At 63.8% G+C, this 13839-nt stretch carries 11 protein-coding genes; 6 read left to right on the forward strand and 5 right to left on the reverse strand.

Features of this window, described 5'->3' with window-relative positions:
• Position 1: 1 nt before the first annotated feature.
• The gene (locus tag AC1DD7_RS13030) at positions 2 to 1099 is read right to left on the reverse strand and encodes an efflux RND transporter periplasmic adaptor subunit (protein WP_477515276.1); all 1098 of its coding nucleotides are present in this window, start codon (positions 1097 to 1099) and stop codon (positions 2 to 4) included.
• Between the two features lie 138 nt (positions 1100 to 1237).
• Between AC1DD7_RS13030 and AC1DD7_RS13035 the strand changes: the two genes are divergently transcribed.
• Complete coding sequence (locus AC1DD7_RS13035) at positions 1238 to 2308, forward strand: Gfo/Idh/MocA family protein (RefSeq protein ID WP_477515277.1); 1071 nt, start codon at positions 1238 to 1240, stop codon at positions 2306 to 2308.
• 30 nt (positions 2309 to 2338) lie between these two features.
• On the opposite strand, the gene AC1DD7_RS13040 is transcribed toward AC1DD7_RS13035, so the two are convergent.
• A complete protein-coding gene (locus tag AC1DD7_RS13040) occupies positions 2339 to 2779 on the reverse strand; it encodes a DoxX family protein (RefSeq protein ID WP_477515278.1) in 441 nt (146 codons plus the stop codon).
• A 99-nt stretch (positions 2780 to 2878) separates the two neighbouring features.
• Between AC1DD7_RS13040 and AC1DD7_RS13045 the strand changes: the two genes are divergently transcribed.
• Positions 2879 to 3979: an FAD-dependent oxidoreductase gene (locus AC1DD7_RS13045; protein WP_477515279.1), complete on the forward strand. Its 1101-nt coding sequence runs from the start codon at positions 2879 to 2881 to the stop codon at positions 3977 to 3979.
• Between the two features lie 70 nt (positions 3980 to 4049).
• On the opposite strand, the gene AC1DD7_RS13050 is transcribed toward AC1DD7_RS13045, so the two are convergent.
• Positions 4050 to 6269 (reverse strand): NADP-dependent isocitrate dehydrogenase, encoded by a 2220-nt coding sequence (locus AC1DD7_RS13050; protein ID WP_477515280.1) that lies wholly within the window; start codon positions 6267 to 6269, stop codon positions 4050 to 4052.
• 426 nt (positions 6270 to 6695) lie between these two features.
• Between AC1DD7_RS13050 and AC1DD7_RS13055 the strand changes: the two genes are divergently transcribed.
• Positions 6696 to 7592 carry a trypsin-like serine peptidase gene (locus tag AC1DD7_RS13055; RefSeq protein WP_477515374.1) on the forward strand — a complete coding sequence of 299 codons (897 nt, stop codon included), beginning with the start codon at positions 6696 to 6698 and terminating at the stop codon, positions 7590 to 7592.
• A gap of 159 nt (positions 7593 to 7751) precedes the next feature.
• Here AC1DD7_RS13055 and purH read toward each other — a convergent pair whose 3' ends face one another.
• Positions 7752 to 9422, reverse strand: coding sequence for a bifunctional phosphoribosylaminoimidazolecarboxamide formyltransferase/IMP cyclohydrolase (gene purH / locus AC1DD7_RS13060; protein WP_477515281.1), 1671 nt, complete (start codon positions 9420 to 9422; stop codon positions 7752 to 7754).
• Between the two features lie 119 nt (positions 9423 to 9541).
• On the opposite strand from purH, the gene AC1DD7_RS13065 reads away from it, so the two are divergent.
• Genes AC1DD7_RS13065 through AC1DD7_RS13075 form a run of 3 tightly spaced genes read left to right on the forward strand, consistent with a single transcriptional unit; the run spans position 9542 to position 12827 of the window.
• Positions 9542 to 10489, forward strand: a complete 948-nt coding sequence (locus AC1DD7_RS13065; protein WP_477515282.1) for an N-acetylglucosamine kinase — start codon at positions 9542 to 9544, stop codon at positions 10487 to 10489.
• Entirely contained in the window at positions 10464 to 11423 is a 960-nt protein-coding gene (gene murQ, locus AC1DD7_RS13070; protein ID WP_477515283.1) for an N-acetylmuramic acid 6-phosphate etherase, read from the forward strand. The genes AC1DD7_RS13065 and murQ overlap by 26 nt, the downstream gene beginning before the upstream one ends.
• Before the next feature lie 51 nt (positions 11424 to 11474).
• Positions 11475 to 12827 carry an MFS transporter gene (locus tag AC1DD7_RS13075; RefSeq protein WP_477515284.1) on the forward strand — a complete coding sequence of 451 codons (1353 nt, stop codon included), beginning with the start codon at positions 11475 to 11477 and terminating at the stop codon, positions 12825 to 12827.
• A gap of 70 nt (positions 12828 to 12897) precedes the next feature.
• On the opposite strand, the gene AC1DD7_RS13080 is transcribed toward AC1DD7_RS13075, so the two are convergent.
• Positions 12898 to 13833: a hypothetical protein gene (locus AC1DD7_RS13080; RefSeq protein WP_477515285.1), complete on the reverse strand. Its 936-nt coding sequence runs from the start codon at positions 13831 to 13833 to the stop codon at positions 12898 to 12900.
• Between the last annotated feature and the right edge of the window lie 6 nt (positions 13834 to 13839).

Consider the following 13839-nt stretch of genomic DNA (forward strand, 5'->3'; position numbering starts at 1 on the left):
TTCAGCCCGCCGGAGCGTAGGCAGCCTGTCCCGGCCCCATCATGGGACCCGGGACAGCTGGAGCGCCGGGCACGAACTCAAGAACTTGTTCGCCCTCGGCCAGCCCGGAAACAACCTCAACCACAGAACCATTGTTCAGGCCCAACTGGACCGTCCGCTGCTCGGGGGCTGCGCCGCTACCGGCCGGACCCGATATCCAGACGATGCCGTCCTTCACGCTGCCCTTCACCGAGGTCAGCGGAACCGTCACCACATCAGCGGCGACGCCAGCGCTGACGGTCATGGTCGCGCCAAGTCCGGCAAAGACTTCATGCCCAGCGGGGATTGCGCAGCTAAGCGTTCCCGTGGGCGTGCCACCTTCCTGCGACTGGCCACCGCCCCCGCCGGGGATTGCGACTGCCCCGCCGACGCCCATCCCAGCACCTCCGCCTGTGGACGACAAGCCGCCCGAGCCGCCTCCGCCGTCGTCGGAAGCGTTGTTCTTCAGCGTCACCTCGGTGCACTGGAACGGCGCTGGTCCGCCCACCAAAGCGATCTCCGCCGGCCCCGGCTTGCCGAGCAGGCGGTACTGCTGGGCCGCGGTCACCGAGCCGGCCACTGTGTAGGTGCCGGGATCGATCTTGCCGACGCTTTCCCCGACGCTCACTTGTTGGTCGATCAGCGTGGTCAAGGACTGCAAGGTGCCGCCGCTGGGGGCAAGGACGTTGAAGTAGTCATACACAGGCTTTGGCGCCGAGGACATTCCATCTTTGGACGGCTGCGCAGGTGTCGCTGCACGCTCGGCCTTGACTTGGAACAGGGCATCGCCCTTGGCCACCGTGGCGCCCGGTTCAACAAAAACTTTGATGACCTTGCCCGCAGACGTGCTCCGGACAGGTTCGGCCGCATCGCTCTGGACGGTGCCCTTAATTTCCACAGTATTGGTGACAGTTGCGCGGGTGGCCGGGACCACCGGGATGTCCACTTGCGCCAAGGGCGCTGGCCCGGAATCAGACGGCTTGAGGCCATCTACGAAAGCGATCTTGACCAAAGCCACCGCAATTACTGCGAAAACCACTAGCCAAGCAACCGGCAAAATGGCACGCCGAAAGATACCCATCCCTGCTCCATTTCGGTAACTCCCCACAGAACCTCTGCGAGGGATGATTACCTCAGCCTAGGTGAGGAATTCGGCAGTGCCGGGCATTCGCGTGACTCGACAGAGTGCTTACGGTTTGGGAATGAGAGGATGGCAGTCATGACGCTCCCTATCGCCAAACCGTGGCTGTCCAGCCAGACCAACCAGGATCCCCGGGCTGCCACCGGCCGCCGCTTGCGCTGGGGAGTCGTGTCCACGGGCAACATCGCCAACAGCGTTTCCCAGGACCTATCCCTGCTGGAGGATGCAGAACTCTACGCGGTGAGCTCCAGGACCCAGGCAGCCGCGGACGCTTTTGCGCACACACTTGGTTTCGCCAAGGCCTACGGGAACGACGCCGGTGTCCCCGGCTACCAGCGGCTGTTCGACGATCCCGCCGTCGACGTGGTCTATGTGGCCACACCCCATGCCCAGCACTTCCAGATTGCGGCCGCAGCATCGCGGGCCGGCAAGCATGTCCTGTGCGAGAAGGCCCTCACCATCAACGCCCGCGAAGCCACCGAGCTGGTGAAGTTGGCCCGCGAGCACAAGGTCTTCTTCATGGAGGCCGTCTGGAGCCGCTTCCTGCCCAGCATGCAGCGCGCCTTTTCCATTGCGGCCTCGGGGGAAATCGGACACACCCAGTGGGTCAGCGCGGACCTCGGATTCCCTGCGCCCTACGATCCCTCCGCCCGCATCTGGGCACTCAACGATGGTGGCGGCGCGCTCCTGGACATCACCGTCTACCCGTTGCTCTGGGCCCTGGGAACATTGGGCTTCCCACAGTCTGTTACCGCGATCGGCACGTTAAACGAGGACGGCGTGGACACCCAGAATGCGCTGACACTTGGTTATGCCAGCGGGGCCCAGGCGCAGCTGACGTCGTCCCTGACGGCCCATGGGCCGCGGACCGCCACGGTAGCTGGCGGGCTCGGATTCTTGCAGACGGTGGGCTCGGTGAACAACCCGCGGGAACTGCTGATCCGTGTGGGTTGGGACGAGCCGCGACACGAACGGTTCGATGTGGTGGGCGTGGGCTACACCTACGAACTCCGCGAGGTGACCCGCTGCATTCAACAAGGCCTGACGGAGAGCCCCGTGATGCCGCTGGAGGACTCCGTGAACGTCATGCGTTTGTTCGACGGCGTGCGGTCCCAGTTGGGGATCCGGTACCCGAACGACGCCCGGTGACTGCCGCCGTCAGGAGTTAACCCGACTGTATTAACGCCTCTGGCCCACCGGCTGCCTGGCCAGCTTCCGGTCCAGGGACCACGCACCGGGACCGAGGAACACAAACGCCACGGAAATGGCAACGTAGATGATCAAAAGTTCCGCCGTGACCCCGGACTTGTCCGTGAGCAGTGGTTTGCCTGCTTCCGTCACGAACCAGATGCCGGCAAACATGATTGCCGTGAGGAAGCCGGCTACCCTGGTCAAAGCGCCGAGGACCAGGAGCAGTCCCAGTCCAATCTCACCTGCAATGACGAGCCAAGCTACGATCTCGGGCTTCTGCACGCCCATGGCAGCAACCGACGCAGCAAAAGCGGCGTGCCCGGCCATGAACTTTTGGATGCCGTGCACCATGATCAGTGCGCCAAACACCACGCGCAGGATCGTGACGCCGCGGGCTGAGGACTTGGGAGACGGGTGAAGGAATTTCACCCGTCCCAATCTTCCATGCCTTCCCACCAAGTGCCAACCCAACTAGGTGAGTGGGGGCAGAATGGAACCTTATAGTGGGCCAAGGTGGATGGAGCTGGCATGGTGGACGTCGTAGTTGTTGGCGGAGGAGCAATGGGATCGGCCGCCGCGTGGCAGTTGGCCCGGAGCGGTAAGTCCGTGATCCTGTTGGAGCAGTTCGAGGCCGGCCACCACATCGGCGCCTCCCACGGCGCCACCCGCAACTTCAACACCGCCTACGCCGAGGCGGACTACCTGGACCTCCTCGCCGAAGCCAAGAACCTGTGGGATGAGCTTGCTGCCGAAACCGGGGCGCCCCTGCTGGACCTGGTGGGGCTGGCGAACCATGGCAACGTCGAGCGGCTCCGGACCGTCCAAGCGGCTCACCAGGAGCGCGGCATCGAGAGCTACTTCATCTCACCGGACGAGGCCATGGACCGGTGGCAAGGCATGAACTTCGCCACCGATGTGCTTTTCGTTCCGGGGTCCGGACGCATCCGTTCGGCCAACGCGTTGGTGGCACTTCGAAAGGCTGCCGAGTCCCATGGCGCCATCTTCAAATACTCGACGCCGGTCCACGACATCCGCATCGATGGCGCCGAAACGGTGGTCGTCGTGACAGAGGAGACTGAGTACAGGGCCAACCGCGTGGTAGTCACCGCCGGTGCGTGGACGAACAAGCTGCTCGGCGAACACGCGAAGCTACCCCCGCTGGTTGTTACCCAGGAGCAGCCCGCCCACTTCACACCCGTGGACAACACGCTGGTGTGGCCGAGCTTCAACCACACCCCGGACATGGACGATCCTGCGTACGAATACTGGTACAGCCCCGTCTACGGGATGCTCACACCTGGCGAAGGCGTCAAGGCTGGCTGGCATGGCGTCGGTCCCGTCATGGACCCTGACGAGCGCACGTTCCAGCCCATACCCGAGCAGCTCGATGCCTTGGTGCGATACGCGCAGGAGTGGCTCCCCGGCGTCGACCCTTCAACCGCGGTTCCCATCAGCTGCACCTACACCACCACGCCCACCGAGGACTTTGTGCTGGACCGCTTTGGACCGCTGGTGGTAGGCGCCGGCTTCTCAGGGCACGGTTTCAAGTTCACACCGGCTATTGGCAGGGTGCTGAAAGACATCGTCGACGGCGGCGTGGCACCTCGGCGGTTCCTGGCCGACCGTTAAACAGCAACTGACTCGCAGTTGTGGTTGTTATGAGCCCTCAAAACAACCATAACTGCGAGTCAGTTGGGGACTAGCTCAGGGTCGCGACGACCTTGTTGAACGTAGCCGACGGGCGCATGATTTCAGCGGCCTTGGCAGCGTCCGGACGGTAGTAGCCGCCCAGATCGACGCCGGGACCCTGGACTGCGTTCAGCTCGCCGACGATGACTTCCTCATTGGAGGTCAGGGCGTCTGCGATGGAAGCGAAGTCCTTGGCAAGGTCTGCATCCTCGGTCTGCTTGGCCAGTTCCTGTGCCCAGTACATGGCCAGGTAGAAGTGGCTTCCACGGTTGTCCAGCTCGCCAACGCTGCGGCGCGGGGACTTGTTTTCCAGCAGGAACGTACCCGTGGCGCGGTCCAGCGTGTCTGCAAGGACCTGGGCGCGGGCGTTGCCAGTGGTGGTGGCAAGGTGCTCGAAGCTGACGGCCAGGGCAAGGAACTCACCCAGGCTGTCCCAGCGAAGGTGGTTTTCCTTGACCAGCTGCTGCACGTGCTTGGGAGCGGATCCACCTGCACCGGTCTCGAAGAGGCCACCACCGTTGATCAACGGAACGATGGAAAGCATCTTGGCGCTGGTACCTAGCTCGAGGATCGGGAACAGGTCCGTGAGGTAGTCGCGGAGGACGTTACCGGTGACGGAGATGGTGTCCTCACCCTTGCGGATGCGCTCCAGGGTGAAGGCTGTTGCCTCCTCCGGGGACATGATCTCGATCTGCAGGCCCTCGGTGTCGTGGTCCTTGAGGTACTCGTTGACCTTGGCAATGAGGTTGGCGTCATGCGCGCGGCCCTTGTCCAGCCAGAAAACGGTCGGGGTCTGGGAAGCGCGGGCGCGGTTGACGGCAAGCTTGACCCAGTCGCGGACCGGGACATCCTTGGTCTGGCATGCGCGCCAGATGTCACCAGGGGAAACCTGGTGCTCAGCGAGGACGTTGCCCTTGCTGTCCACCAGCTGCATGGTGCCGGCTGCCTGGACTTCGAAAGTTTTGTCGTGGCTGCCATACTCCTCGGCTGCCTGCGCCATGAGGCCCACGTTGGGAACGGTGCCCATGGTGGTGGGATCAAACGCACCGTTGGCACGGCAGTCGTCCAGGACAACCTGGTAGACGCCGGCGTAAGAGCTGTCCGGGATGACGGCGAGGGTATCGGCTTCCTTGCCGTCCGGGCCCCACATGTGGCCGGAGGAACGAATCATGGCCGGCATGGAAGCATCGACGATGATGTCCGACGGAACGTGCAGGCTCGTGATGCCCTTGTCCGAGTCCACCATTGCCAGGGCCGGACCGTCTTCGAGGCCCTTGGTGATGGCTGCCTTAACGCCTTCACGGACGTCTTCCGGCAGGTCGTCAAGACCGCTGAGGATGGCTGCGAGACCGTTGTTCGGGCTGATGCCTGCGGCTGCGAGCTGCTTGCCGTAGGTGTCGAACAGCTCCGAGAAGTAAGCCTTGACCACGTGGCCGAAGATGATGGGGTCCGAGACCTTCATCATGGTGGCCTTCAGGTGTGCGGAGAAGAGGATGCCCTCTTCCTTGGCACGGGCAACCTGTGCCTTGAGGAACTCGTCCAGGGCGTCCGCGCGCAGGACGGTGGCGTCCACAACTTCGCCGGCCAAGACGGGGAAGTCCTTCTTGAGGACCTTGGTGGTGCCGTCTTCACGGACCAGCTGGATGCTGAGGGAATCGTCAGCCTTGAGCACGACGGATTTCTCATTGGAGCGGAAATCGTTCTGGCCCATGGTGGCAACGTTGGTCTTGGAATCGGCAGACCAGGCACCCATGGAGTGCGGGTTCTGACGGGCGTAGTTCTTTACCGACAGGGGTGCGCGGCGGTCGGAGTTGCCTTCACGCAGCACCGGGTTCACAGCTGAACCCTTGATTTTGTCGTAGCGGGAGCGGATATCCGTCTCGGTGTCCGAGGAGGGGTTGTCCGGGTAGTCCGGGAGGGCGAAGCCCTGGGACTGGAGTTCGGCGATGGCAGCCTTGAGCTGCGGCACGGAGGCGCTGATGTTGGGCAGCTTGATGATGTTGGCTTCCGGCTGCTTTGCCAGCTCGCCAAGTTCAGCCAGGGCGTTGCCCGTGCGCTGCTCTTCAGTCAGGAAATCGCCGAAAACGGCGATGATGCGGCCTGCCAGCGAAATATCGCGGGTCTCGACCTCCACACCTGCGGTCGAGGCATACGCTTCCACAATCGGCAGGAATGAGTAGGTAGCCAGCATCGGCGCTTCGTCTGTGTGGGTATAGATAATCTTGGCCATTGGCGGGGTTCTCCCTGAAAGTCTGCAGATTTCAACATCTCTAAACTTACCCGAGTAGGCTCGATTGGCGGCCCTTCGTGTCCGGGATCACGTGTTCGTTACCTGTGCCGGAAAGCGATTTACGCCCGACGGCGGCCTTGCCGCCGAAGCTGCCGACCGGCGTCGTGCATTGCTCCCCGCCGTGTGACAAGAAGTGAAAGCAAAATATCACAAACTGTGAAACAACTCTTTACAAACTTGTCATACGTTGGGTAGCTTCGATTCCGTCAGTCGGCGGTCGCCATCACTGGCCGCCCCACTCCCTCGATAGGTTGGAACAACGTGACAAAAACCAAGACCCTGGCCACAAGCCTCCTGAGTCTGTCCGCTGCCGCAATCCTTGCCCTGGTTGGAACCACCAGCGCAAATGCGGCCCCCGCCAAGGACATCGACTCCAGCGGCATTGCGGTCAGCAGCCATGTAGCGTCGGACAACGGCGCCGCAGACTACTGGACCCCGGAACGCATGAAGAACGCCAAGTCCGGCGACATCCTCGCCAACAAGGCACTGGACCGCGGCCGGCTCCTCAACCTCGGAAAAGCCCCGGTCACCGAAGCCCCGGGCGCCCTTAGCAGCGTCGAAGGTCAGCAAGCCTCCACCGACTCCAAGGCCATCAACCTCAAGGTCAACCAGAGCGAAACGCCCGTCAAGCACATCGGCAAGATCTTCTTCACCCTGGGCGGCTCAAACTACGTCTGCTCCGGCAACTCCGTGACGGCTGCCAACAAGAGCACCGTCTCCACCGCAGGCCACTGCGTCAACGAGGGACCGGGCGCCTACGCCACCAACTTCGTCTTCGTCCCCGCCTACCTCAACGGCTCCGCTCCCTATGGCAAGTGGACAGCAAGGGCGCTGTACTCCCCCACCCAGTGGGCATCCAACGGCAACATGCAGTACGACACCGCCTTCGCCGTCATGAACACCCTCAACGGCCAGCGGCTCGCAGACGTCGTAGGCTCCTCCGGTGTCCAGTTCAACGCCGCTCGCGGCCTGAGCTACAAGTCCTTCGGCTACCCGGCAGCTCCTCCGTTCAATGGTGAATCGCTTAAAAGCTGCTCCGGCACCGCCACCAACGATCCCTACAACCCGCAGTTCGCCACCCAGGGCATCCCGTGCAACATGACCGGTGGATCCTCGGGCGGCCCGTGGTTCATCGGTAACAGCTCCGGCGGCTACCAGAACTCGATCAACAGCTACGGCTACGGCAGCAACTCCAGCACCATGTACGGCCCGTACTGGGGCTCCGTCATCCAGTCGACCTACACCACAGCGGCGGCTTCGTAACGGTTCTGATTTTTCTGGCACGTCCCTGTTAAGTGCGTGCGTATGCACGACGGCGGCCGTCCCCTACCGGGGGCGGCCGCCGTTGCGTTGTGTGTGGATGGGCCCACGCCGCCCGGGTTCCCTGGCCGAAGCGCAGCGAGGTTAGGGCGGCGGTGGGGATTAGTGGAAGAAGTGGCGTGCGCCCGTGAAGTACATCGTGATGCCGGCAGCGTTGGCCGCGGCGATGACTTCCTCGTCACGGACGGAACCGCCGGGCTGGACCACGGCGCGGACGCCAGCGTCGATCAGGATCTGGAGGCCATCAGCGAACGGGAAGAACGCGTCCGATGCCGCCACGGCACCGCGTGCACGCTCGGGTGCGTCGCCACCGCTGGCGTTGGAGACACCGCCAGCACCTTCGACGTCGGACTCCACCTGCACGCCCAGCGTGTTGGCGCGCTCGACGGCGAGGCGGCAGGAGTCCAGGCGGTTGACCTGGCCCATGCCGATGCCCACTGCGGCACCGTGATCTGCGATCAGGATGGCGTTGGACTTGGCGGCGCGGCAAGCGGTCCAGGCGAAGGCGAGGTCAGCGAGGGTCTTTTCGTCGGCAGCTTCACCTGCGGCGAGGGTCCAGTTGGCGGGGTTGTCGCCGTCGGCGTCCACCTTGTCGCTCATCTGGACCAGGACGCCGCCGGAGACCTGGCGCATCTCGGAGGGGTAGCGGCCGTAGCCCTCGGGGAGCGCCAGCAGGCGGATGTTCTTCTTCTTGGACAGGATCTCCACGGCTTCGGGCTCGAAGTCCGGAGCGATGACAACCTCTGTGAAGATGTCGGCAACCGTGCGGGCCATGCCGGCAGTGACGGTGCGGTTCGCGGCGATCACGCCACCGAAAGCGGAGACGGGGTCGCAAGCGTGGGCCTTGGCGTGGGCGTCAGCGATGGGGTCCGCAGAGTCGGCGGATCCAACAGCAACGCCACACGGGTTGGCGTGCTTGATGATCGCGACAGCAGGCTCGGCGAAGTCGAACGCGGCGCGGAGGGCGGCATCGGCGTCGACGAAGTTGTTGTAGCTCATGGCCTTGCCGTGCAGCTGGTCAGCTTGGGCGATGCCTGCCGGAGCAGCCTTGTCCACGTACAGCGCCGCCTGCTGGTGCGGGTTTTCGCCGTAGCGAAGGACCTCGGAACGCTCAAGGGACAGGCCGGCGTAGGCAGGCCAGTCGATGATGCCATCGCCGTCTTCATCCAGGAACTGGCTGGCGGTCCAGGTTGCCACGGCATTGTCGTAGCTGGCCGTGTGTGCGAAGGCCTTGGCGGCCAGGCGGCGACGGGTGTTGAGGTCGAAGCCGCCTTCTTGTGCGGCGGCAACCACTGCGCCGTAGAAGTTGGGGTCCGTGACGATGGCGACGGCGGCATGGTTCTTCGCGGCCGACCGCACCATGGCGGGGCCTCCGATGTCGATCTGCTCCACAACATCGTCCTGTGCTGCGCCGGACTTCACGGTCTCGACGAACGGGTACAGGTTCACCACGACGAGGTCGAACGTCTCGATCTCCATACCGGCGAGGGTGTCCATGTGGGCCGGGACGCGACGATCGGCCAGGATGCCACCGTGCACGCGCGGGTGCAGGGTCTTGACGCGGCCGTCCAGCATTTCCGGGGAGCCGGTAACTTCTTCGACTTCCTTGACCGGGATGCCTGCGGCGGCGATCTTCTTGGCGGTGGAGCCGGTGGAAACAATTGCGACGCCGGCTGCGTGCAGGCCCTTCGCGAGCTCCTCCAGTCCCGTCTTGTCGTAAACCGAGATCAGTGCACGGCGGATGGGAACACGGTCAAGCTGCGTCAAGCTCACAAAAGTCTCCGTCTTAGTTCGCGTAGATGTCGCGGGTGGTGGGGCGGGTGTGGGGATACGGAGAGTTTATCGTGTTTCCCTGGCGCCCTCGTTTCGGGTCCACAACATAGGGTTGATCCATGGAAGCCACCGATGTCGTTCTCGCCGCCGATGTAGGGAAGAGCCGTTGCCGAGTGGAGCTTCGCAGGGGCACGGAGTTACTGGGCGCAGCCGACCAGCACGGGTTCCCCGGCGTACACATGGACAACGGCCCCACGGTCGCTTTCGACCTCCTCCTTGAGACGATCTCGATGCTCCCGCAGGGCCTCCCTGTCAGCACCTTGACGGGGATCGGCGCAGCAGTGGCCGGCGTCGAAGCTTCTGCGGAGAAGTCACGCGAGCTCGCCACCATGTTGTCCCAACGCTTCGGTGTCCCCGCAGCAGTGCTTTCGGACGCCACCGCAGCCCAACTCGGAGCCCTCCAGGGCGCCCCGGGCACCACACTGATCGTGGGCACGGGTGCAGTTGCCTTCCGTTTCGACGAAGCCGGGGTCCTTCACCGTGCCGACGGCTGGGGACCCTATCTTGGCGATCGTGGCAGTGGCCGGTGGATCGGCCAGCGAGGACTCCAGGCGGTCTTGGAAGCGCACGACGGTGGCCCTGCCACGTCACTTTCGGCTGCGGCTGGGGCTCTGGTCGACTCCCCGGAAATGCTTCCGGGCTGGCTCGCCTCCGTCGAAAACCCATACCGGGCAATGGCCCGATTTGCGCCGCTGGTTCTGCACGCAGCAGAGGCGGGTGACGCCGTCGCGAATGTCATCGTGGACGAGGCCTGCCGCATCCTGACCAAGACGGTGCAGCTGGCTGCGGGCGACGATTCGGCCGGCTCACGCCGTGTGGCGATGCTGGGCGGAGTGGTCAGCTCCGGGTTCTTCACGGAGCTCTTGCGGAAGTCCCTTGCTTCGGCTGGGATTGAGGTGGTGGCCCCGCTGGGCGATGGCTTGGACGGTGCTGCCCTCGCTGCGACGCGCCGCGGGCTCATCCAGGAAAGGTACATCCACCGTGACGGAACAAACTGGCCCGACTAGCCCCACTGACGCTGACAGGCTCGCGGGCCTGCGCACGGAACTCGCCGGGCTGGAGACAGAAGCCGCGGCCGAGAACCTGAGCGAGCTGGACATCCTGGGCACCGAGGAACTCGTCGCGGCAATGCTTGCCCACAGTGCAGGAGTTCACGCTGCGGTTGAGGCGGCAAGCCCTGCGATTGTGCAAACGGTCGACGCCGTTGCGGAGCGACTCCAGCGCGGGGGTCGCCTTCTTTATGTGGGGGCTGGAACGGCCGGGCGTCTGGGTGTGCTCGACGCGAGCGAGTGCCCGCCGACGTTCGGCACCCCGCCGGGACTCGTCGTCGGACTTATCGCAGGTGGCGTCCAAGCGATCCAGAAGCCGGTGGAGTACGCCGAGGATAACGCGACCGCAGGCGCGCGCGACCTGCACGATATTAACGTGACGGAAGCGGACGCCGTCGTGGGTATTACTGCGTCCGGCCGAACGCCTTACGTGATCGGCGCGCTGGAAGAGGCCCGGAAGAAGGGGGCGTTCACGGCGTCGCTGGCGTGTAATAAGGGTTCGGCCGTCAGCCATCTGGCGGACGTGGCGATTGAGGTGGTTGTGGGTCCGGAGTTCATCGCGGGCTCCACGCGGCTGAACTCGGGCACGGCGCAGAAACTTGTCCTGAACATGATCAGCACGCTGGTGATGGTGAAACTCGGCAAGACGTACGGGAACCTGATGGTTGACCTGCGCGCGACCAACGAGAAACTCCTGGCACGCTCGCAACGGACAGTGCAGCACGCGACTGGGGTGGACGCGCATCAAGCCGTAGCCGCACTGGACTCGGTCAACGGCTCTGTAAAAGCGGCCATCCTGGTGCTGCTGACCGGCATCGAACCCGCTCAGGCCAAGAGTGCCTTGGAAGAAGCCGGCGGTTTCCTGCGGAGGGCGATCGAAAACCAGAAGTAACCCGAACGGCGGTGTTGGCCCGAGCGCATAAAGTTGCATGCAGGAGGGCAGATGAATACATACACAGCCGTGCCCAGCGGCGAACAAGTTGTGCAGGAACTGCCGTGGCGGTGGAAGGTCCAAGGCAGGATCTTCGTGATCGGCGGTCTGGGGTTCATGTTCGATGCATGGGACGTCACGCTCAACGGCATCCTCATTCCGCTGCTGTCAAAGCATTGGTCACTGCAGCCGGCTGACGCTGCGTGGATCGGCACGGCCAACCTGATCGGCATGGCCGTGGGCGCGTTCGCGTGGGGAACCATCGCCGACACCATCGGGCGCAAGAAGGCCTTCACGGCAACCCTCCTGATCTTCAGCATCTTCACCGTGCTCGGCGCCTTCGCACCGGACATCGTGTGGTTCTGTATCTTCCGCTTCATGGCCGGGTTCGGGCTGGGCGGCTGCATCCCGGTGGACTACGCGCTGGTGGGTGAATTCACGCCGCGCAAGCAGCGGGGCCGAGTCCTCACTGCAATGGATGGCTGGTGGCCCGTGGGCGCGGCGCTCTGTGGTTTCATCTCCGCCGGCCTTGTTGCTGCCTTCGGTGACTGGCGGCTCACCATGCTGGTCATGGTGTTGCCTGCGCTCCTCGTTTTCTGGGTCCGGCGCAGTGTTCCCGAGTCTCCGTTGTTCCTGATTCGCTCGGGCCGCCGGGCTGAGGCAGCGGCGGTGATTGATGGTTTGGTGGAGGCAACGGGCGCCTCACCCCGGGCATATAGCCTGCCCGAACCCCAGGCCGCTCCCCGGCTCTCCCCCGGCAGCGCCTGGGAACAGTTGCGCAAGATCTGGACCTTCAACTGGAAAATCACGACTGCAGCCTGGGCCCTGTTCTTCAGCATCCTGTTGGTCTATTACCTGTCCCTCACCTGGATGCCCCGGATTCTCATCGGTGCCGGTTTCGAGGAGTACAAAGCCTTCGTCACCACAGCCGGGATGGCCGCCGTCGGGCTTTTGGGCGTGATAGCCGCCGCGCTGCTGGTGGAGCGGGTGGGCCGTAAGTGGATCCTCGCCGTCACCGGTCCGCTTTCCGCGCTGACGTTGGTGATCGTCGCGTTTGTGGTGGACGTGCCTTCGGCGGCTGTGTTCTGGCTGCTGGTGTTTGGCTTCGTGGTCCAGGTGGCGATCCCGGTCCTCTACGCCTACGTGTCCGAGCTGTATCCCACCGAACTCCGGGGCTCAGGTTTCGGCTGGGCTTCGACGTTCTCCCGCATCGGCGCGGGCTTCGGACCTTTGGTATTCGCCTCGTTCTTCTGGCCCGAATTCGGCTTGGCGCAGTCGTTCGCGATGGCCGGCGGACTGGTCCTGGTCTCGGTTCTGTGGATGGCGTTCTTCGCCCCGGAGACGAAGCAGCGCGTGTTGCAGTAGCCGCCCCGCCCTCCCCAACTAGGGGACAGCACATGTTGCACTGGGCCCTCAGTGCGACAGGTGCTGTCCCCTACTTGGGCGACCAGCCGCGGGCTTCGAGCGCCCTCCGGACCTTGGCCACAGCGGACCTCGCGTCGTTGGTCATGTGACGCTTGGATATCCTGACCAGGATCCACCCTGCCCGAGTGAAGTCCTCCTCGCGGGCAATATCCCGCACGACCTGCTCCGGATCGGAATGGCCCACGCCCTCGTACTCGACGGCAACGCGCTGCTCGCGATAGGCCAAATCCGGTTGACGCACGACGCCGGCACTCAACTCAGTGGGCACGTTGACTTCAGCTTCGGGCAGGCCACCCCACTCAAGCGCGAGCCTCAGTCGAGTTTCAGGTGCGGAATCCGAACCGACGCAGGCTTGTTCCAGTGCAAGACGCGCCTTCCGGATCCCCGGTGTCCCCCAATGACGGTCGAGCATCTCCTCCAACTCATCCAAGGTGCAGTGTGCTTTATTGCGTCCCTCGAATTCCTGCCTCGGTATGCGCAGCAAATGATCCGCAACGACCGTGATCTCGTTGATGTCCATCTTGCGGGCGCAATCGAGCCATGTCCGGGCACGGCTGGTGATGTACATGCCGTCGAGGACTACGATTTCGTCCTCAAAGAACTGGCCCTTATGCCCAACTACACCTCTTCGTCGCGGTCTACCCATGGTGTCCGGTCTTGAAATGTGCACTGCTGGCTCGTGGCTACCCGGCAGGAATCCCGGGAACTCCCACAACAGGAAGGCCGTCGCGTGGGATGCGGCCGAAAATGGTGTTACGAGAGTCAGAGGCCGGACGCGATCCGTCAGACCGGGTCCTTCGATCGAACGGGGAACAAGGATTTGGCGGCTTGGTGAGTCCAAATCTCTGTGGCGTAAACGCCCAACGGTTACGCCGGCGTCGAGGGCTTCCTGCCGGGTGAACGGCTTCGAGCTCAAAGGCTCAGGCAACGGCCGCGGGATCTTCATGAACCC

It is taken from the genome of Paenarthrobacter sp. 10L412, assembly GCF_056395565.1.

Excerpts from the sequence above, each read along its gene's own strand:
- AC1DD7_RS13030 (WP_477515276.1), bottom strand. The coding sequence starts at position 1,099 with ATGGGTATCTTTCGGCGTGCCATTTTGCCGGTTGCTTGGCTAGTGGTT.
- AC1DD7_RS13035 (WP_477515277.1), top strand. The coding sequence starts at position 1,238 with ATGACGCTCCCTATCGCCAAACCGTGGCTGTCCAGCCAGACCAACCAG.
- AC1DD7_RS13045 (WP_477515279.1), top strand. The coding sequence starts at position 2,879 with ATGGTGGACGTCGTAGTTGTTGGCGGAGGAGCAATGGGATCGGCCGCC.
- AC1DD7_RS13050 (WP_477515280.1), bottom strand. The coding sequence starts at position 6,269 with ATGGCCAAGATTATCTATACCCACACAGACGAAGCGCCGATGCTGGCT.
- AC1DD7_RS13065 (WP_477515282.1), top strand. The coding sequence starts at position 9,542 with ATGGAAGCCACCGATGTCGTTCTCGCCGCCGATGTAGGGAAGAGCCGT.
- AC1DD7_RS13075 (WP_477515284.1), top strand. The coding sequence starts at position 11,475 with ATGAATACATACACAGCCGTGCCCAGCGGCGAACAAGTTGTGCAGGAA.
- AC1DD7_RS13080 (WP_477515285.1), bottom strand. The coding sequence starts at position 13,833 with ATGAAGATCCCGCGGCCGTTGCCTGAGCCTTTGAGCTCGAAGCCGTTC.